Below are 19967 nucleotides of genomic sequence, written 5' to 3'. Positions count from 1 at the left end.
GTTATTCCGCTTTTTCCTGTGCGATGGCGTTAAGATCATCTGCCAGGACACCGGTAAGTGCGATAACCCGTTGCCGTTCCATACCGTCCTGAAGTAGGGCTTTGGCTATACGGGTGGCGGCTTCGTTTCTGCCTTCTGCTAACCCTTTTTCCATGCCTTTTTCCAGGCCCTTTTTCCAACCTTTTTGTTCCAGATACTCTGCGACCGTCATCAGTGTTCCCTCATGATGTGCTGTGCGTTGTGCCAGTTCCTGAATCAGTTTTTCTGGCTGGTCGGCGGTGCCGTTTAACAACATATAGTTCAGGATTGCGATTAGTCTGTCGCGATCAGTGTATCCCATCACTAATAGCTGAGCTAGAGGAGCGATAAGCTCGGCTAGATCCCGTAGCCGAATATGCTTTTGCAGCAATTCTAGCGAGGCAATACGTCGGTGATGCATAATTTAGCTGTCGGGGATAACGGTGATATCGGCCAGCGGAAAGGGTTGACTATAGAACGCTCGTGCCATTTCCGGTGCAGCAAATTCATCTGTCCAGTTTAGTGAATGAGGGTAGGGACTCACGAGTCCATGATAAAAAAGAATGGGGATAACCAAAGGAAGCCGTCGGTGCCCCGCATTGAGATGACGCTGCATGGCGGCAATAGCATAGCGCATCAGGCGAAATCCCATATGACGGTCTGGCTTACTCTGATGCTCGATCAGGGCATAAATATAGCCGTCTCCAGCTGTCGTTTTAAGCGAGTAAAGCATATCAGAATAGCTTGCCTGTAGACTCTCTTCAATAAAGCTACCGGACTCGAGCTTGAGCGTATCGAGATCGCAAAGACGCTGCAGCGAACCAGGAAGATGAATCTGTAGAAAATCGCGAGCGGTGGCAGGATCCTGCAAGAACTGCTTCAAAATCGCATCATGCGGCATCGATGTGGCGTTCTCGCTCATCGCTTCTCTCCGTGAAGACCAGTGGATGGCGGGACTCTAACAAGTTTGACATCATGGAGAGGCAGGGAAAATCAAACTACAGATGGTACAACGCAAAGTGTTTATCAATGTATGCAAGCGGTACAAAACGCTGGAATTACGTTCGCATCTGGAAGGGGGAGAGCGTGCCGCAGCCGAACAATATCAACCGCGGCGGGTAGAAGGGATTAGCGAACGATTTCCAGCACCTGCTCCGGCGGACGACCAATGCGCGCCTGCCCGTTGTGAACAACGATAGGGCGCTCAATCAGTTTTGGATTCTCAATCATCGCCTGGATAAGTTGTTCTTCGCTAAGTTGGCTGTCGGCGAGGTTCAGCGATTTGTAGAGATCTTCTTTCTGACGCATCAGCTCGCGCGCGCTGCTGAAGCCGAGCATGTCAATCAGTTTGCGCAGCGTCGCGGTATCCGGCGGCGTGTCGAGATACAGCACCACCTCAGGGTCGATGCCATTATCCTTCAGCAGGGTTAAGGTCTCGCGGCTCTTTGAGCAGCGCGGGTTGTGATAAATCGTGACCGAATCCGTCATCGTCTCTCCTGTTTACATTTTCTGATAAGGGCGGAAGCGTTCCTGCAGCTCGCGTAGCTGATCGATACGGGCATCGTAGCGCGCCTGCTGGAGGCTACGCAGTTTCACCTGACCGCTGGCCGAGCTGAGCATGGAAATCGCCTGATCGAGTCTGCCTACCAGCGCCATATTCTCGGCGCGAGCCGCCAGCTCCTGATCACGATTACCCAGCGCGGCTTCCGCCTGGGCTAGCAAATCCCAGCCGTTGGTATCGTCTTTATTGTTAAAGGTGTAGCGGTTCAGAATAGTTGCCGCTTCCGCAGGCTGCCCGCCCTCAAGCAGGGCGTTTGCCAGGTTGAGCTGCAGCACAGGGTTGGTACGCAGTTCACGGGCATTTTTCAGTCGGCTGATGGCCTCGGCGGTTTTCTTCTGCCCGAGGTCGATATCCGTTGCCAGGTCAAGATACCAGGCGTTTTGCGGCTCGGCGCTCAGCAGCGGCTGCAGCTGTTTGCTCGCCTCGGCGTAGTTTTTCGCTTCCATGGCCAGCAGCGCACGGCCGTACTGTGCGGCGTGCTGCTCGCGAATATTGCCCTTCGACCAGTTATCCAGCAGGTCGCTGCCGAGCTGGTTCTTACCGGAGTTATACATGCCGAGGGTACGCGCTTTAGCGAAATAGAAATCGGCGGAAGATTGCACCACCACCGGACGCATCTGGTTGGCGCGGTTACGCGCGTCGGACAGACGGCTTTCGGGCAGGGGGTGAGTCAGCAGCATTTCCGGTGGCCGCGATGAGTAGCGCGACTGGTCGAGGAGCTTTTCCATAAAGGCCGGCATGGCCTGGGGATCAAAGCCTGAACGCTGCAGTACCTGGATACCGATGCGGTCAGCCTCTTCTTCATTCTGGCGAGTAAAGCTGATCATGCCCTGCTGGGTACCGGCCAGCGTGCCGCTTAGCGCCGCCATACCGGCCTGCGGGCTGGCCATCGCCAGTAAAATTGAACCGAGAGCGCCAACCCAGGTCAGCGGAGCGTTACGCTTCTGGTCTTCCATCGCGCGCGCCAGGTGGCGCTGGGTGACGTGGGAGATTTCGTGCGCCATCACCGACGCCAGCTGGCTCTCGGTATCAGAGTAACGGAACAGCGCCGAGTGCAGCACCACGTTGCCGCCGAAGAAGGCAAAGGCGTTGATATCGTCGTTGTTAATCAGATAGAAATGGAACGGCGTACGGACGGAAAAGGCGTGCGAAACCAGACGCATGCCCAGTGAATTGATGTACTGAACCAGCAGCGGGTCATTAATCAGCGGGGCGCTTCCGCGCAACTGACGGACATAGTAATCCCCCATCTGCATCTCCTGACCGATGGAGAGCGTGCTTCCTGCTGAGGTGCCCATATCCGGGAGAGTATCAGCCGAATCCGCAAAGGCCGGAGCGATTTGCCCAAGCGTAAGCGTCGCAATAAGGGATGCCAACAGCGTTTTTTTCAACTGCCTGAACATAACCTCTGTCCTGTAATGTGGGGATGTGCCTGTTTTGACCAACAGCATAATCTTACGTTCCATTTTACGCTGCTCTGGGAGTGTATCTATCTGCTCACGGGATGAAAATGATAATCGCGAGATTGTTGGGATAAATATAAAAAGCGGAGTCTTTTTTGTGACACTTCGATACAATTCATCTCCGTGTGAAAGCAAAGCGTTCAGGGAATCGATTTATGCTCGAGATGTTGATGCAGTGGTACCGCCGCCGATTTAGTGACCCGGAGGCGATCGCGCTGCTGGTCATTCTGGTGGCAGGTTTTTGCATTCTGTTCTTCTTCAGTGGCCTGTTGGCGCCGCTGCTGGTTGCACTGGTGCTGGCCTATCTGCTGGAGTGGCCGACCGTCCGCCTGGAGCGGCTGGGCTGGTCGCGTACCTGGGCCACTACCGCCGTGATGGTGCTGTTTATCGGCATTCTGCTGCTGATGTCCTTCGTGGTGATGCCGATTGCCTGGCAGCAGGGGATTAACCTTATCCACGACATGCCGGGCATGCTGAACAAGCTTTCTGATTATGCCGCCACGCTGCCGCGCCGCTATCCTGCGCTGATGGATGCCGGGATCATTGATGCGATGGCCGAAAATATGCGCACCCGAATGCTAACGCTCGGTGACTCGGTGGTGAAATATTCGGTGGCCTCGCTGATGGGACTGCTGACGCTGGCAGTCTATCTGGTGCTGGTGCCGCTGATGGTCTTTTTCCTGGTGAAGGATAAAGAGCAGATGCTGAACGCGGTGCGTCGCGTGCTGCCGCGCAACCGCGGTCTGGCAGGGCAGGTGTGGAAAGAGATGAACCAGCAAATTACCAACTACATTCGCGGTAAGGTGCTGGAGATGATCGTCGTTGGCATTGCCACCTGGCTTGGCTTCCTGATGTTTGGCCTTAACTACTCGCTGCTGCTGGCGGTGCTGGTGGGTTTATCGGTTCTTATTCCTTACATCGGCGCGTTCGTGGTGACGATTCCGGTGGTCTGCGTGGCGCTGTTCCAGTTTGGCCTTGGTACCGAGTTCTGGAGCCTGTTTGCGGTCTATCTGATTATTCAGGGGCTGGACGGTAACCTGCTGGTGCCGGTGCTGTTCTCCGAAGCCGTGAACCTGCACCCGCTGGTGATTATTCTGTCGGTGGTGATTTTCGGTGGGCTGTGGGGCTTCTGGGGCGTGTTCTTTGCCATTCCACTGGCGACGTTGATTAAAGCGGTAGTTCACGCCTGGCCGGATGGGCTGGTGGTGGAAGAAGAAATATCAAACTAACGTGTAGCCCGGGCGAGGCGGTTACGCCGACCCTGGGGGAACCCCGGCGTCGCTGCGCTCGGCCGGGCTACGTTATTGGGTTAGGCGTTTGCCTGCAGCCAGCCCAGCACGATGTCGTGGTGGTTGGTGGTTTTGAAGTCGTCGAAGACGTGCTCGACTTTACCGTCGGCGTCAATCAGGAAGCTGGTGCGGTGAATGCCGTCATAGGTTTTGCCCATAAAGGTTTTTTCACCCCAGATGCCAAACTGATCGCAAACCTGGTGATCTTCATCGGAGAGCAGCGTGAAGTTCAGCAGCTCTTTTTCCGCAAAGCGGGAGAGCTTCTCTGGCTTATCGGTGCTGATGCCCAGCACTTCAACGCCAACCTTTTTCAGCTCATCCATATTGTCGCGAAGGCCGCAGGCCTGCACGGTGCAGCCAGGGGTCATTGCTTTCGGGTAGAAATAGACCAGAACACGTTGTCCCTGGAAGTCGGTTAAATTTACCTGCTCGCCGTCTTGATCGGGCAAACTAAATTTCGGTGCGATATCACCGGCTTTCAGTGGGTTCATTACTCAGCTCCATCCTGTTCATCATGCTGTGAATAATTGATCACGTTTATACTGCCTTGTGCGTTCAGTTCTGTACATAGGGCTTTGAACGCTTGCTCAATATTTGATGCATTTTTCGTAGCGGGGCTGTGGGCGGTTATCTGAATAAACAGCTGCGCAACGCCTTCGTTATCGCCAGGCTGCGTGCGCGACACCAGTTCGGCAATGTTCATTTCCCAGCTATCAAACAGCGCGGTAAAGCGCTCAATAATATGCGGCGAATCAGGAACCTCGACCTGCACCCAGACGGTGGCAGGCATCGCCGGACGCGGACGCGCGGTGGTGCGCTTCATCACGATCAGCAGATCCAGCTCTGCACCTTTGAGCGGCAGGGTGGATTCAATCAGCGTAATCGCATTCCATGAACCGGAAAGCAGCATAATAAAAGTGAACTCATCCCCCAGCATGGCCAAGCGACTGTCTTCGATGTTACAGCCGCAGCTGCTCACGTGACGGGTAATCGTATTGACGATGCCAGGGCGATCCGCGCCCAGGGCTGTAATGACCAGATAGTGTTGTAATGAGGCTGTCAAACCTGTTCTTCCTTTAAAAAGGTGCGGTATTCCTTAGGAAAGCATAAAAAAAACCGGCATACAACATTCTGAAGGCCCTCAGTCTCTTGCTTTTATTACAAGACCAAACGTACCATTGAGATTCATGTCCGCACGTCAGCACAGAGGATGGCCCATGTTTACGGGAAGTATTGTAGCGCTTGTCACGCCGATGGATGAAAAAGGTAATGTCGACCGTTCAAGCCTGAAAAAACTGATTGATTACCATGTCGCCAGCGGAACCTCGGCGATTGTCTCGGTAGGAACGACCGGCGAATCGGCAACGCTCAGCCACGAAGAGCATGGCGATGTCGTGATGACGACGCTGGAGCTGGCCGACGGCCGCATTCCGGTGATCGCAGGAACGGGGGCAAATGCAACCGCAGAGGCGATTAGCCTGACCCAACGTTTTAATAATACCGGCGTGGTGGGTTGCCTGACCGTCACCCCGTATTACAACCGCCCAACCCAGGAAGGTCTGTTCCAGCACTTCAAAACGATCGCTGAGCATACTGACCTGCCGCAAATTCTGTATAATGTGCCGTCCCGTACCGGTTGCGATATGCTGCCGGAAACCGTAGGTCGCCTGGCGAAAATTAAAAATATTATCGCGATTAAGGAAGCCACGGGGAACTTAAGCCGTGTTCATCAGATCAAAGAGCTGGTTTCAGATGACTTCATCCTGCTGAGCGGTGATGATGCAACCGGTCTGGACTTCATGCAGCTCGGCGGTCATGGCGTTATTTCAGTAACGGCAAACGTTGCGGCGCGTGATATGGCGGAAATGTGCAGACTGGCAGCTGATGGCCAGTTTGACCAGGCGCGTATCATTAACCAGCGTTTGATGCCGCTGCACAATAAATTATTTGTCGAACCCAATCCAATCCCAGTGAAATGGGCATGTAAGGAATTGGGACTTGTGGCGACCGACACCATGCGTCTGCCGATGACCCCTATCACCGACCACGGTCGTGATGTTGTGGCATCTGCATTAAAGCATGCCGGTTTGCTGTAAAGTTTAGGGAGATTTGATGGCTTACTCAGTACAGAAGTCGCGCCTGGCGAAGGTTGCGGGGGTATCGCTGGTTTTACTGCTTGCGGCCTGTAGTTCCGACTCGCGCTATAAGCGCCAGGTCAGCGGTGATGAATCCTACCTGCAAGCCACTCCGTTGAGTGAACTTCACGCCCCTGCGGGCATGATTCTGCCGGTTGAAAATGGCGACTATAACATTCCGGTCGCTAACGGCAGCGGTGCCGTCGGTAAAGCACTGGATATCCGCCCGCCGGCTCAGCCGCTGGCGCTGGTTTCTGGTGCGCGTACCCAGTTCACGGGTGATACCGCTATGCTGCTGGTTGAAAATGGCCGTAGCGGTTCTCTGTGGCCGCAGGTTGTCAGCATCGTTCAGGCGAAAAACTACACCATCACCAAACGTGATGATGCTAGCCAGACGCTGACCACAGACTGGGTTGAGTGGAACCGTCTTGATGAAGACCAGCAGTACCGTGGTCGCTATCAGGTCTCCGTACAGCCGCAGGGCTACCAGCAGGCCGTCACGGTGAAGCTGGTGAACCTGGAACAGGCTGGCAAGCCTGTTGCTGACCGTGCTTCTCTGCAGCGCTATAGCGCTGAAATGCTGAACGTGATTTCCGCAGGCCTGGATAAGAACGCGACGGATGCCGCGAACAGTTCCAGAGGCACTGCTGGCGCAACCTTCGACGTGCAGAGCGCTTCTGACGATACCGGCCTGCCAATGCTGGTGGTACGCGGTCCGTTTAACCAGGTATGGCAACGTCTGCCTGGCGCGCTGGAAAAAGTGGGCATGAAAGTGACCGACAGCACCCGTTCTCAGGGCAGCATCGCGGTGACCTACAAGCCACTGTCTGACAGCAGCTGGAAAGATCTGGGCGCGAGCGATCCGGGACTGGTTTCCGGTGACTACAAACTTCAGGTCGGCGACCTGGACAACCGTAGTAGCCTGCAGTTCATCGATCCGAAAGGTCATACGCTGACGCAGTCGCAGAATGACGCCCTGGTAGCCGCATTCCAGGCCGCATTTAGCAAGTAATTAAACAGGGCTGGAGCAATCCGGCCCTTTTTTCTGTATAGTGACGCAATCGTGTGCGTCGCCGGAAAATGCACAAATATTTATCGTAATCATCACTGGAGTGACAAAGATGCAAAAGCTAGCTGAGTTGTATCGTGGTAAAGCGAAAACCGTATACAGCACCGAAAACCCGGATCTGTTGGTACTCGAATTCCGTAACGATACGTCAGCAGGGGATGGTGCCCGCATTGAGCAGTTCGATCGTAAAGGCATGGTGAATAACAAGTTCAACCATTTCATTATGAGCAAACTGGCAGAAGCTGGTATTCCAACCCAGATGGAAGCGCTGTTGTCCGATACCGAATGTCTGGTGAAAAAGCTGGATATGGTGCCGGTGGAATGCGTGGTGCGTAACCGTGCGGCAGGCTCGCTGGTAAAACGCTTAGGGATTGAAGAAGGTATCGAGCTGAATCCGCCGCTGTTTGACCTGTTCCTGAAAAACGACGCGATGCACGACCCGATGGTTAACGAATCCTACTGCGAAACCTTCGGCTGGGTGAGCAAAGAGAACCTGGCGCGTATGCAGGAACTGACCTTCAAAGCGAACGACGTGCTGAAAAAGCTGTTTGACGATGCGGGCCTGATCCTGGTCGACTTCAAGCTGGAGTTCGGTCTGTTTAAAGGCGAAGTGGTACTGGGCGATGAGTTCTCCCCGGACGGAAGCCGTCTGTGGGACAAAAAGACCATGGACAAAATGGACAAAGACCGTTTCCGTCAGAGCCTGGGCGGCCTGATTGAAGCGTACGAAGAAGTGGCGCATCGTTTAGGCGTGAAGCTCGACTAAGCTTCTACGCATTCCTCGGCCGGGCTACCTGATTCGTAGCCCGGCCGAGCAAAGCGACGCCGGGAAATCCCCGCACAACATTTCCAGTGGTAATCCCCCCCGTAACCGCCTACGATCATCTCAGTATTTCTGAGAATAAGACTGAGGTAGTTATGCGTTGGCAAGGTCGTCGTGAAAGCGACAATGTAGAAGACCGGCGGAATAATTCTGAATCCCCGATGATGGGCGGGCGCGGCCCGGGTTTTCGCATCCCAAGCGGCAAGGGCGGCATTGTCCTGCTGATTATCGTGCTGGTGGCGGGCTACTACGGCGTGGATCTGACCGGCCTGATGACCGGCGAACCCATCGGCCAGCAGCAAACTTCCCCGCGGGTGAGCGGCCCGAAAGATGACGAAGCCGCGAAGTTCACCTCGGTGATCCTCGCGACGACGGAAGACACCTGGGCGCAGGAATTTAAGGCGATGGGCAAAACCTATCAGCCGCCGCGTCTGGTGATGTACCGCGGCGCGACGCGCACCGGATGCGGTACCGGGCAATCGGTGATGGGGCCGTTTTACTGCCCAACCGACAGCACGGTCTATATCGACCTCTCATTCTACGATGACATGAAAAACAAGCTTGGCGCGGGCGGCGACTTCGCTCAGGGCTACGTGATTGCGCATGAAGTCGGCCACCACGTACAAAAACTGCTGGGTATTGAACCGAAAGTGCGCCAGATGCAGCAGGGCGCCTCGCAGGCGGAGGTGAATCGTCTCTCCGTACGTATGGAGCTTCAGGCGGACTGCTTTGCGGGCGTCTGGGGGCATAGCATGCAGAAACAGGGCATTCTGGAAGCCGGTGACCTGGAAGAGGCGCTGAATGCTGCCGAAGCCATTGGCGATGACCGCCTGCAACAGCAGGGACAAGGGCGCGTGGTGCCGGATAGCTTTACGCACGGTACCTCACAGCAGCGCTATACCTGGCTGAAGCGCGGCTTTGATAGCGGCGACCCGGCGCAGTGTAATACCTTTAGCAAATCACTCTGACGGCGGGTCCTGAGTCATGGATGAACTGCTGGCGCAGGCTGAGCGCATGGCGCAGGAAGGCATTCGCCGCCTGCTGGTGATAAGCGGTGAACGCACGTGGAGCGAACAGCAGGCCACGGCGTTTCGCGCAGCGGCGGGGGAAGAGGTGCTCTGGGTCGGCCTGAACCCGGCCACCGCGCCGTTCTGCCCGTCCTCTAAGCTGGTCACGCTGCTGGGGCGTGAGTTCCAGCACGCTATCTTCGACGCCCGCGATGGCTTTGATGTCTCGGCCTTTGCCGCGCTGGCGGGCACGCTCCGGGCTGGAAGCTGGCTGATACTGCTGGTGCCGGAATGGGCGCAGTGGCCCCACCATGCCGATGCGGATTCACTGCGCTGGAGCGATACGCCGGAACCCATCGTCACGCCGAACTTTGTTGACCATTTCTGCCGGGCGCTCTCCCGCCATCCAGAGACGCTACTCTGGCTGCAGGGCACACCGCTGCCACCGCTCACGACAATTGAACGACCGGACTGGCAACGCGCCAGCGGTGAGCCCGCGCGTGAGCAGCAGGCGATTCTGGCGGCGCTGGAGGAGACGACCGCACCCGTATCGGTGGTGACGGCAGAGCGCGGGCGAGGAAAGTCAGCGCTGGCGGGGATGCATATCCAGCGCCTGCACGGCGAGGCTGTTGTCACCGCACCTTCCCGGGCGTCGGCGGAGGTGATTGCCACCTTTGCCGGTGAGCGTTTTCGCTTTATGGCCCCTGATGCGCTGCTGGACTCAGACGAATGCGCTGACTGGCTGGTGGTGGATGAAGCCGCCGCTATCCCTGCACCTCTCCTCCAGAAGCTTATCGCTCGCTTCCCCCGTACGCTGCTGACCACCACCGTGCAGGGCTACGAGGGCACCGGGCGCGGTTTTTTACTTAAACTCTGCGCTGCATTTCCCGAACGGCACGTTTTCACCCTCAACCAGCCTATCCGCTGGGCGGCAGGATGCCCGCTGGAAGCGCTGGTTAACGATGCGCTGATTTTCCACGATGAAGCCTTTACCACGTCGCCAGCCGGTGAGGTGACGCTGCTTCCCGTTCCCCAATCGGCCTGGCAGTCCAGCCCTGAGCAGCCAACCGCGTTGTATCAACTGCTTTCTGGCGCGCATTACCGCACCTCGCCGCTCGATCTGCGGCGGATGATGGATGCGCCGGGGCAGCATTTTATCAGTGCACAAACGCCGCAGGGGCCAGCCGGTGCGCTATGGCTGGTGGATGAAGGGGGATTGTCGCCTGAGCTGAGCCAGGCCGTGTGGGCGGGCTACCGTCGCCCCCGCGGGAACCTGGTGGCGCAGTCGATGGCGGCGCACGGCGGCAGTCCGCTGGCGGCGACGCTTATCGGGCGGCGTATTAGCCGAATTGCGGTTCATCCGCAGCGTCAGCGTGAGGGGATAGGTCAGCGGCTGATTGCGCAGGCGTGGGCAACGGCGGCGGAATATGATTATCTGTCGGTGAGTTTTGGCTACACCGAGGAACTCTGGCGCTTCTGGCAGCGCTGCGGCTTTACGCTGGTGCGCATTGGCACCCAGCGGGAGGCGAGCAGCGGCTGCTATGCAGCGATGGCACTGCGTCCACTCACGGCGGCGGGAGAAGCGCTGATGCTGCGTGAGCACCATCGGCTGTGTCGTGAGTGGCGCTGGCTCTCGCAGTGGGTCGATGAAAAAGTGCCGCTAGCCGATGTGCCAGAGGCTATCCTTACTGAAGATGACTGGTTGGATCTGGCCGGGTTTGCCTTTGCTCATCGCCCGATGCTGGCGGCGCTGGGTAGCCTGCACCTACTTTGTGGCACTAGCGAATTGGCGCTTCCGGCGCTGCGTGGACGTTTATCCGGCGAGAATGAGCAGGCGCTCTGCGCCCGCCTTGGCCTGCACGGGCGGAAAGCGCTGCTGGTCAGGCTGCGTGAAGACGCGGCGCAGGCGATGCTGAACCTCGATGAGGTTCGGACAAATCAGCTCATGAAACAGGTTCAACAACTGCAATTTTTTTAACTGACTCATTCAGTTAAATGGCATGGTCATTATTTTGGCGCGGCGTAAACTGACCGTCAAAACCAAGGAGACAGCCATGACACACGATCATTTTGTTGTTCAAAGCCCCGCGAAGCCCGCTCAACAGCTGCTGCTGTTGTTTCATGGCGTGGGCGATAATCCGGTGGCAATGGGCCAGATCGGCAGCTGGTTTGCGCCGCTGTTTCCGGATGCGCTCATCGTTAGCGTAGGTGGTGCAGAGCCTTGTGGCCCGGCACCGGGCCGCCAGTGGTTCTCGGTGGCGGGCGTGACGGAAGAAAACCGTCAGGCGCGTATTGATGCCATTATGCCGACCTTTATTGAAACCGTGCGCTACTGGCAGAAACAGAGCGGTGTGAGTCCACAGGCGACGGCATTAATTGGCTTCTCGCAGGGGGCAATTATGTCGCTCGAGGGGATTAAAGCGCAGCCGGGGCTGGCATCACGGGTGATTGCCTTTAACGGCCGCTACGCGACGATGCCGGAAAAAGCGGATACCGCGACGACCATCCACCTGATTCACGGCGGGGAAGACCGGGTTATCGATCTTGCCTGGGCGGTGAAAGGCCAGGAAGCACTACAGGCCGCAGGCGGCGATGTGACGCTGGATATCGTTGAGGATTTAGGCCACGCGATAGACGATCGCAGTATGCAGTTCGCGCTGGATCACCTGCGTTATACCGTGCCGAAGCACTATTTCGATGAAGCGTTGAGCGGCAGTACGCCGAAAAATGACGATCTTATTGAGATGATGTAAATCTGGTGTGTTCCCCGGCGTCACTGCGTTCGGCCGGGCTACTATCTGGTAGCCCAGCCGAGCAACGCGACGCCGGGATCGACACCGAACTATTTCTTCGGCTGGTCCTTCTTCGGCCAGTCGTCGTCATCGTCCCACTTGTCGTTAAAGTCGCGGTGTGGCGGAAGGTCCGGTTTATTGGCAAGGAATTTTTTGTGATCGACGCGATTGAGATCTTTGATCACGTTGATAATCACCCCCACCAGAAACACCAGCACCAGAATCCACCAGTATTTTGACAGCCAATCCATGTGCATTACCCCTTATGTTGTGCCGTCAGGCGACAAGTTGTTCCATGATGCGCTGATACATCCGCGCCAGCATCTGCAGGTCTGCCGCGTTCACACACTCATTAATTTTATGAATGGTGGCATTCACCGGACCCAGTTCAACAACCTGCGCACCCATCTGGGCGATAAAGCGACCATCTGACGTGCCGCCGGTGGTCAGCAACTGCGGTTCTATTTCATTATAGTGCGCGATAGCGTTCACCACCGCGTCGACCAGTTTACCGCGTGCGGTCAGGAACGGCTGGCCGGAAATCCACCAGTCAATGCTATAGCGCAGCTGATATTTATCCAGCAGGGCAATAACGCGTGCTTTGATCATCTCATCCGTCAGCTCGGTGCTGAAACGGAAGTTGAACTGCACGAACAGATCGCCCGGGATCACGTTGTTGCTGCCGGTGCCGGCCTGAATGTTGGCGATCTGCATGCTGGTCGGCGGGAAGAATTCGTTGCCCTGATCCCACTCAATCGACACCAGTTCGTTCATCCACGGCGCGGCGCGGTGAACCGGGTTATCGGCGAGGTGCGGATAGGCTACGTGTCCCTGTACGCCATGAATGGTCAGGTTGCAGGTCATTGAGCCACGACGGCCGTTTTTCACGACGTCGCCAACCACTTCGGTGCTGGACGGTTCGCCCACCAGGCAGTAGTCCAGACGCTCGTTACGGGCCATCAGGGCTTCGACCACTTTCACCGTCCCGTGCGTGGCGCTCGCTTCTTCATCGGAGGTGATCAGGAACGCCAGGCGGCCTTTATGGTTCGGATGCTGAGCGACGAAGCGCTCTGCCGCCACGACCATTGCCGCCAGCGAGCCTTTCATATCGGCAGCACCACGGCCAAACAGCATGCCGTCGCGAATTGTGGGTTCAAACGGTGGGTTAATCCAGCGGTCAGCATCACCCGCAGGTACCACATCGGTGTGGCCTGCAAATGCCAGGGTTTCTCCTTTGCCGCGCCAGGCCCAGAAGTTCTGGGTATCGCCAAAATCCATCGGCTCAATGGTAAAACCTGCTGCGCGTAGGCGTTCAATCATTAACGCCTGACAGCCCGCATCATCTGGGCTAAGAGAAGGGCGGCGAATAAGCTGCTGAGCCAGCTCAATGACTGGGCAAGACATAAACTAGACCTCGTTATTTTCGTTATCTGAAACTGTAAAACAGGGCCAACGGCATTAGCGCGTCTGGGCGACCCATTGGCTATAACTGGCATCACTGAAACCCAGCAGCATAGGCTGTGCGGGCGCGCAGAGCAATGGGCGTTTGATGATTGCCGGCATTTCCAGCATCAGCGTCGCAGCGGCATCGGCGTTGTTGATTCCGGCGCGCACCTGTTCATCCAGCTTGCGCCAGGTGGTGCCACGGGTATTCAACAGCGCTTCCCAGCCTAGCTCGCCAATAAAGGTTGCCAGCAGCTCTGGCGTCAGGCCATCGACGCGATAGTCGTGAAAGCGATATTCAACCTGATGCTCATCCAGCCAGCGGCGGGCTTTCTTGATGGTGTCGCAATTCTTTATTCCGTAGAGGATGGTCATGTTGCACCTTTATATCTGCAGGTTTTAGGGGACTCGAATATACACGTAATTCCCGCGGCTGCCTGTTTTAATTTTATCCGGCTAAAGTGGCTGAAAAGCGTACAGTTTATCATGCTATCTACGCGCTTTGGCGTAGCGGGTTTGCGTTGTCATAGGTTAAATATGTATCATATGATTCACATTCTGATAACTATTTCAGAATGTTGCTGTTGGTCACATTAAATGTCAAAATTCCGGCCCATAGTGACCTCAAGCAGTAAACAAAGGTTGGCAGCGTCAATCAAAGTAATCGGATTAACCGTATTCACAGGTCATACATTTGTACGTAAAATACGCATAATAATAAGAGAGGTAGTTATGATCGAACGTGAACTGGGGAACTGGAAAGATTTTATTGAAGTGATGCTTCGTAAATAATTTTCAGCAATGTGATTTAAAAGCGCTGTGTTCTTTCAATAACCATGATGGTGTTGTTTGCAGTACAGAGTCGTTGCATCACATAAAGGTCAAAAGGCGACATTCATCATGTCGCCTTTTCTGTTTTTAGCGTTTACCCGTTATTCCGGCTTCTCTTTTAGCGGGAAGCGGCGGCGCACCAGCACAAAGAACAGCGGTACAAAGAAGATAGCCAGAATGGTTGCGGAAACCATCCCCCCGACCACGCCGGTACCCACCGCGTGCTGCCCGCCGGAACCTGCACCGGTGGTGAGCGCCATCGGAAGTACGCCGAAGATAAACGCCAGCGAGGTCATCAGGATAGGACGCAGACGTTGGCGACAGGCTTCCAGCGTCGCCGTCATCAGATCTTCCCCTTTCTGATTCAGATCGTTGGCAAATTCGACGATCAGAATGGCGTTTTTGGCGGATAGGCCGATAACCGTCAGCAGCCCTACCTGGAAGTAAACGTCGTTTTCCAGCCCGCGCATCCAGGTCGCCAGCAGCGCGCCGATAACCCCTAGCGGTACCACCAGCATGACTGAGAACGGTACCGACCAGCTCTCATACAGCGCCGCCAGACAGAGGAAGACGACCAGCAGTGAGATGGCATAAAGTGCCGGTGCTTGCGCCCCTGACAGCCGCTCCTGATAGGACATCGCCGTCCATTCGAGGCCGAAGCCGGTTGGTAATTGCTGCACCAGGTTTTGCATCACGTCCATGGCAGTACCGGTACTGACGCCCGGTGCGGCTTCACCGATAATCTCAACCGCCGAGTAGCCGTTATAGCGCTCCAGACGTGGTGAACCTGTCTCCCAGCGTGAAGTAGCGAAGGCGGAGAATGGCACCATCTGCCCGGAATTATTGCGTACGTACCATAGGTTCATGTCTTCCGGCAGCATGCGATACTTCGCCGCCGCCTGAACGTAGACTTTCTTCACGCGTCCGCGATCCATAAAGTCGTTCACGTAGCTTGAACCCCACGCGGTTTGCAGCGTGTCGTTGATATCATCGATAGACACACCCAGCGCCTGCGCTTTACGCTGGTCGATATCAACCTGCAACTGCGGGCTATCGTCCAGACCGTTGTGGCGTACGCGCGTCAGCTGTGGATCGTTACCCGCCAGCTCCAGCAGCTTATCGCGGGCGGCCATCAACGCGTCGTGCCCGGCACCGGCGTGATCCTGCAGCTCCATATCGAAACCAGCAGAGCTGCCCAAGCCGCTGATGGCCGGCGGGCTGCTGGCGTAAACGCGGGCCTCTTTAATTTTGTTCAGCGCTTTGGTGGCACGTTCGATAATGGCGAACGAGGAGCCGGTTTTACTGTCACGCTCGTCCCAGTCTTTCAGGCGCACGAACATGCGCGCTACGTTCTGGCCGTTACCACCAGGGCCGGAGCCGATGGTGGCAAAAATCGAGGTTACGTTGTCCTTCTCATTTTTGAAGAAATAGTCTTCAACCTGTTCTACCACCTTCAGCGTCTGCTGCTGGGTCGAACCACTCGGCAACTGAACGGACGTGGTGAACATGCCGCGGTCTTCCAACGGCAGGAAGGAGGAGGGCAGGCGCAGGAACAGGAACACCATACCACCCAGCAACAGCACGTAAATCAGCATCCAGCGGATACTGCGATGGAGAATTCTGGCCACGCCGGATTCGTAGCGACGCGCGCTGGCATCGAAATGACGGTTAAACCAGCCGAAGAAGCCTTTGGTGCCGTGCACTTCGCCTTTATGAATCGGCTTGAGAAGGGTGGCGCACAGCGCCGGGGTGAGGATCATCGCCACCAGCACCGACAGCACCATTGCTGAAACAATGGTAATAGAGAACTGACGATAGATAGCCCCGGTGGTGCCGCCGAAGAAGGCCATCGGGATAAAGACCGCCGACAGCACCATGGCGATACCCACCAGCGCCCCTTGAATCTGCCCCATTGATTTACGCGTCGCCTGCCGCGGTGTGAGCCCTTCGGTACTCATTATTCGCTCAACGTTTTCGACCACCACGATGGCGTCATCCACCAGCAGGCCGATGGCGAGCACCATCGCAAACATCGTCAGGGTGTTGATACTGTATCCGCAGGCGTAAAGAATGGCGAAGGTACCCATCAATACCACCGGAACGGCAATGGTCGGAATCAGCGTTGCGCGGAAGTTCTGCAGGAACAGGTACATCACCAGGAACACCAGCAAAATGGCTTCCAGCAGCGTTTTTACCACATCCTTAATTGAGGCTTTGACGAACGAGGTGGTCTCGTAGGCCACTTTATATTCCAGCCCATGCGGGAAGTACTGCTTGAGTTCATCCAGACGTTGGATCACGCGCTCGGCGGTCGCCATTTCGTTGGCGCCAGAGGCGAGCTTAATCCCCAGGCCAGAGGCTGGATTACGGTTGTAGCGGCTGAGGTAGTCGTATTTTTCTGCACCCATTTCGACGGTCGCCACATCGCCCAGGGTCACTTCTGAGCCGTCCTGGTTGACGCGTAGCGTAATGTCGCGGAACTGCTGCGGCGTTTGCAGCAGCGATTGGGCGTTAATCGTGGCGTTCAGCGCCTGCTTGTCGATGGACGGCGTGCCGCCAAGTTGGCCGACCGCAATCTGGGCGTTCTGGGATTTAATCGCATTTGTCACGTCGGCCGTGGTCATTTGGTAGCTGTTAAGCTTGGCCGGGTCCAGCCAGATGCGCATCGAATACTGTGAGCCATAGGCATCGATATCGCCCACGCCGTCCACGCGGCTGATGGGGTCCTGAATGTTACTGGCGACGTAGTCGGAAATATCCTGCTTATCCATGCTGCCGTCGGTAGAGACGAAGGCGATGGTCAGAATGTTGGTATCCCCGGTTTTACGCACCGTGACGCCCTGAGTTTGTACCGCCTGAGGCAGCTTGTTCATGGCGGTTTGTAGTTGGTTTTGTACCTGCTGCACCGCTTCGTCAGGGTCAGTGCCTGCTACAAAGCTTAAGGTAATTGTTGCCTGCCCGGTGGCGCTGCTTTGTGAGGACATATACATCAGGTTATCGATACCGGTCATATTCTGCTCGATAACCTGCGTGACGGTGTTCTCCAGCGTTTGCGCGGAAGCACCTGGATAGTTTGCCGTGACGCGCACGTTCGGTGGCGCGAGGTCAGGGTATTGCTCAACGGGTAAAGAAAATATCGCCAGGGCCCCTGTGAGGCACAAAAGGATTGCCAGCACCCAGGCAAAAATGGGGCGATCAATAAAGAAATTCGCCATCAGGATCCGAACCTCGTGTTGTTCATTTTTTTACGTACTGAATTGCGTCAAACACTGTAGCGGTAAGGCCCTCAACAATCGTGGAGAAAAAAAGGAGATAATGTAAATTATCATTCCGCTTTTCAGAAACGGTTTGCACATCCTTACGCTATCGGCCTTGGCCCCTGAAACGTAATTTCATTTAAGCTGAAATTTTTTGATCTGCCACATCATACTGATAAATAGTCACCGTTTCTGGGCAAATGGACATTGCCTGGGTGAGGAATACTCGGCTAATAAATAGGACTTATAAATATAAGGTTAATTTGAACCATAGGCTGAGAATGTATGAACCGTTTTATTAGGGTAGATAGCCAAAAATGCATTGGATGCAAGGCGTGTGAAGTAGCCTGTGTAATGTCGCATAACGATGAGCAACATGTGCTGACTTCAGCGCAGTTTATTCCGCGCATTACGACCGTGAAGATGAACAACCAACGAGGGGCGGCAACCTGTCACCACTGTGAAGATGCCCCCTGCGCCCGTAGCTGTCCGAACGGCGCGATACGTCAGAGCGATGACGCTATTCTGGTCGATCAGGCAAAATGTATCGGCTGCAAATCCTGCGTGGTGGCCTGCCCGTTCGGCACCATGCAGATGGTGCTGACGCCAACCAAAGAGGGTCGCGTCAAAGCCAGCGCTCATAAATGCGATCTGTGCCATGACCGCGCGGCGGGTCCGGCGTGCGTGGAGAACTGCCCGGCAGATGCGCTGCAATTGATGACCAGCCAGCAGCTTACCGATATCGCTAAAAACCGCCGCCTGCAAACTGCCTGCCGGGAAGCGCAGCCATGGCACAGCGACAGCCGTGCCGTTGCCCCTGAGGTGCAGCGCAGCAAAGTTGAGCAGATGGCGCAGACGCCCGCACGCGGTGAGGCGGATAAGCTGAATATCGACGCCCGCAAAACTGGCTTTGCTGAAATCTATCTGCCGCTAAAAGAAGCGCAGGCGCAGCAGGCGGCTTCACGCTGCCTGACCTGCGGTGAACACAGCATTTGTGAATGGACCTGCCCGCTGCACAATCATATTCCGCAGTGGATTGAACGCGTGAACGCCGGGGATATCGACGCCGCAGTAGAACTGTCGCACCAAACCAACCCGCTTCCGGAAATTACTGGCCGCGTCTGTCCGCAGGACCGGCTGTGCGAAGGGGCCTGCACCATTCGTGACGAACACGGCGCGGTAACCATTGGCAATATCGAACGCTATATTTCTGACCGTGCACTGGCCAAAGGCTGGCGGCCTACGGTTGGTAACGTTGCCAGCAGCGGTAAGCGGGTCGCCATTATCGGCGCTGGTCCGGCAGGGCTGGCGTGCGCCGATATCCTGGTGCGTCAGGGCGTAGAGCCGGTGGTGTTTGACCGTCACCCGGAAATTGGTGGTCTGCTGACCTTCGGCATTCCCTCCTTCAAGCTGGATAAATCGCTGATGGCGCGCCGCCGTGAGATCTTTACCGAGATGGGCATTCGCTTTGAGCTGAACTGCGAGATTGGTAAAGATATCGCGCTGGAGACGCTGCTGGCGGATTACGACGCGGTGTTTGTCGGCGTCGGAACCTATCGCTCGATGAAGGCCGATTTGCCGAATGAAGATGCGCCAGGGGTTTACGACGCACTGCCGTTCCTGATTGCTAACACCAAAAACGTGATGGGTATCGGTGAGCTACCTGACGAGCCTTACATCAATACCAAAGGGCTGAACGTGGTGGTGCTCGGCGGCGGTGATACGGCGATGGACTGCGTGCGTACCGCGCTGCGTCACGGTGCACAGAAGGTGACCTGCGCCTATCGTCGCGACGAAGCCAACATGCCGGGGTCGAAAAAAGAGGTGAAGAATGCCAAAGAAGAGGGGGCCGAGTTTGAGTTTAACGTTCAGCCGGTAACCCTCGAACTGGATGAGAAAGGTCACGTTTGCGGCATTCGCCTGCTGCGCACTCAGCTTGGTGAGCCGGATGCGCAGGGCCGTCGTCGGCCGATGCCTATCCCCGGCAGCGAGTTTGTGATGCCCGCCGATGCGGTGATTATGGCCTTTGGTTTCCATCCGCACAGCATGCCGTGGCTTAATGCTAAAGGTGTGGATGTCGACGACTGGGGGCGTATTCGCGCTAACGTCAATTCGCCTTACCGCTATCAGACCAGCAACCCGCAGATTTTTGCCGGTGGCGATGCGGTGCGCGGGGCCGATCTGGTGGTCACCGCGATGGCCGAAGGGCGGCACGCCGCACAGGGCATTCTCGACTGGCTGGGGGTAAAAAGCATCCCTGCGCATTGACGATAGCTGGG

17 protein-coding genes and 1 pseudogene are annotated in these 19967 nt (G+C 56.1%); 9 read left to right on the top strand and 9 right to left on the bottom strand.

The annotated features are described in order from the left end of the window. Position 1: 1 nt before the first annotated feature. From AB2B48_RS11910 to bepA, 3 genes and pseudogenes are all read right to left on the bottom strand, one after another. Positions 2-940, bottom strand: a pseudogene (locus AB2B48_RS11910) (Rpn family recombination-promoting nuclease/putative transposase). A 206-nt stretch (positions 941-1146) separates the two neighbouring features. Further along, on the bottom strand, positions 1147-1506 hold the full coding sequence (arsC, locus tag AB2B48_RS11905) for an arsenate reductase (glutaredoxin) (RefSeq protein ID WP_220438270.1): 360 nt from the start codon (positions 1504-1506) through the stop codon (positions 1147-1149). Positions 1507-1518: 12 nt separating this feature from the next. Further along, on the bottom strand, positions 1519-2982 hold the full coding sequence (gene bepA / locus AB2B48_RS11900; protein ID WP_185668930.1) for a beta-barrel assembly-enhancing protease: 1464 nt from the start codon (positions 2980-2982) through the stop codon (positions 1519-1521). Between the two features lie 215 nt (positions 2983-3197). Here bepA and AB2B48_RS11895 point away from each other — a divergent pair, with 215 nt between their 5' ends. Continuing rightward, entirely contained in the window at positions 3198-4271 is a 1074-nt protein-coding gene (locus AB2B48_RS11895; RefSeq protein WP_185668931.1) for an AI-2E family transporter, read from the top strand. 80 nt (positions 4272-4351) lie between these two features. Here the strand turns inward: AB2B48_RS11895 and bcp are convergent, their stop codons facing one another. Together bcp and AB2B48_RS11885 are read right to left on the bottom strand one after the other, a co-directional pair. Then, a complete protein-coding gene (gene bcp, locus AB2B48_RS11890; RefSeq protein ID WP_333496785.1) occupies positions 4352-4822 on the bottom strand; it encodes a thioredoxin-dependent thiol peroxidase in 471 nt (156 codons plus the stop codon). After that, positions 4822-5394: a glycine cleavage system transcriptional repressor gene (locus tag AB2B48_RS11885; protein WP_035891472.1), complete on the bottom strand. Its 573-nt coding sequence runs from the start codon at positions 5392-5394 to the stop codon at positions 4822-4824. The genes bcp and AB2B48_RS11885 overlap by 1 nt, the downstream gene beginning before the upstream one ends. Positions 5395-5548: 154 nt before the next feature. Between AB2B48_RS11885 and dapA the strand changes: the two genes are divergently transcribed. From dapA to ypfH, 6 genes are all read left to right on the top strand, one after another. Next, complete coding sequence (dapA, locus tag AB2B48_RS11880; RefSeq protein ID WP_185668933.1) at positions 5549-6427, top strand: 4-hydroxy-tetrahydrodipicolinate synthase; 879 nt, start codon at positions 5549-5551, stop codon at positions 6425-6427. Positions 6428-6443: 16 nt separating this feature from the next. Beyond that, positions 6444-7478: an outer membrane protein assembly factor BamC gene (gene bamC, locus AB2B48_RS11875; RefSeq protein ID WP_368301857.1), complete on the top strand. Its 1035-nt coding sequence runs from the start codon at positions 6444-6446 to the stop codon at positions 7476-7478. A gap of 109 nt (positions 7479-7587) precedes the next feature. Next, positions 7588-8301: a phosphoribosylaminoimidazolesuccinocarboxamide synthase gene (purC, locus tag AB2B48_RS11870; RefSeq protein WP_035891480.1), complete on the top strand. Its 714-nt coding sequence runs from the start codon at positions 7588-7590 to the stop codon at positions 8299-8301. Positions 8302-8453: 152 nt separating this feature from the next. Beyond that, complete coding sequence (locus AB2B48_RS11865) at positions 8454-9326, top strand: neutral zinc metallopeptidase (RefSeq protein ID WP_368301856.1); 873 nt, start codon at positions 8454-8456, stop codon at positions 9324-9326. Positions 9327-9342: 16 nt separating this feature from the next. Then, positions 9343-11343: a tRNA(Met) cytidine acetyltransferase TmcA gene (locus AB2B48_RS11860; protein ID WP_368301855.1), complete on the top strand. Its 2001-nt coding sequence runs from the start codon at positions 9343-9345 to the stop codon at positions 11341-11343. A gap of 76 nt (positions 11344-11419) precedes the next feature. Next, positions 11420-12118 (top strand): esterase, encoded by a 699-nt coding sequence (ypfH, locus tag AB2B48_RS11855; RefSeq protein ID WP_185669887.1) that lies wholly within the window; start codon positions 11420-11422, stop codon positions 12116-12118. Positions 12119-12207: 89 nt separating this feature from the next. Here ypfH and AB2B48_RS11850 read toward each other — a convergent pair whose 3' ends face one another. From AB2B48_RS11850 to AB2B48_RS11840, 3 genes are read right to left on the bottom strand one after another with little or no spacing between them, the layout of a single operon-like run. Beyond that, the gene (locus tag AB2B48_RS11850; protein WP_185669888.1) at positions 12208-12408 is read right to left on the bottom strand and encodes a YpfN family protein; all 201 of its coding nucleotides are present in this window, start codon (positions 12406-12408) and stop codon (positions 12208-12210) included. Positions 12409-12433: 25 nt separating this feature from the next. Continuing rightward, complete coding sequence (gene dapE, locus AB2B48_RS11845; RefSeq protein ID WP_368301854.1) at positions 12434-13561, bottom strand: succinyl-diaminopimelate desuccinylase; 1128 nt, start codon at positions 13559-13561, stop codon at positions 12434-12436. A gap of 54 nt (positions 13562-13615) precedes the next feature. Continuing rightward, the gene (locus AB2B48_RS11840; RefSeq protein ID WP_368301853.1) at positions 13616-13975 is read right to left on the bottom strand and encodes an ArsC family reductase; all 360 of its coding nucleotides are present in this window, start codon (positions 13973-13975) and stop codon (positions 13616-13618) included. 357 nt (positions 13976-14332) lie between these two features. On the opposite strand from AB2B48_RS11840, the gene ypfM reads away from it, so the two are divergent. After that, positions 14333-14392, top strand: coding sequence for a protein YpfM (ypfM, locus tag AB2B48_RS11835; RefSeq protein WP_001386977.1), 60 nt, complete (start codon positions 14333-14335; stop codon positions 14390-14392). 140 nt (positions 14393-14532) lie between these two features. On the opposite strand, the gene acrD is transcribed toward ypfM, so the two are convergent. Beyond that, positions 14533-17646, bottom strand: a complete 3114-nt coding sequence (gene acrD / locus AB2B48_RS11830) for a multidrug efflux RND transporter permease AcrD (RefSeq protein ID WP_368301852.1) — start codon at positions 17644-17646, stop codon at positions 14533-14535. Positions 17647-17973: 327 nt separating this feature from the next. Between acrD and aegA the strand changes: the two genes are divergently transcribed. Beyond that, positions 17974-19956: a formate-dependent uric acid utilization protein AegA gene (gene aegA, locus AB2B48_RS11825; RefSeq protein WP_333013084.1), complete on the top strand. Its 1983-nt coding sequence runs from the start codon at positions 17974-17976 to the stop codon at positions 19954-19956. Positions 19957-19967: the final 11 nt, after the last annotated feature.

The organism is Kluyvera sichuanensis, assembly GCF_040930405.1.
Lineage (GTDB): Bacteria > Pseudomonadota > Gammaproteobacteria > Enterobacterales > Enterobacteriaceae > Kluyvera > Kluyvera sichuanensis.
This window is presented reverse-complemented; position numbering and strand designations above follow the sequence as displayed.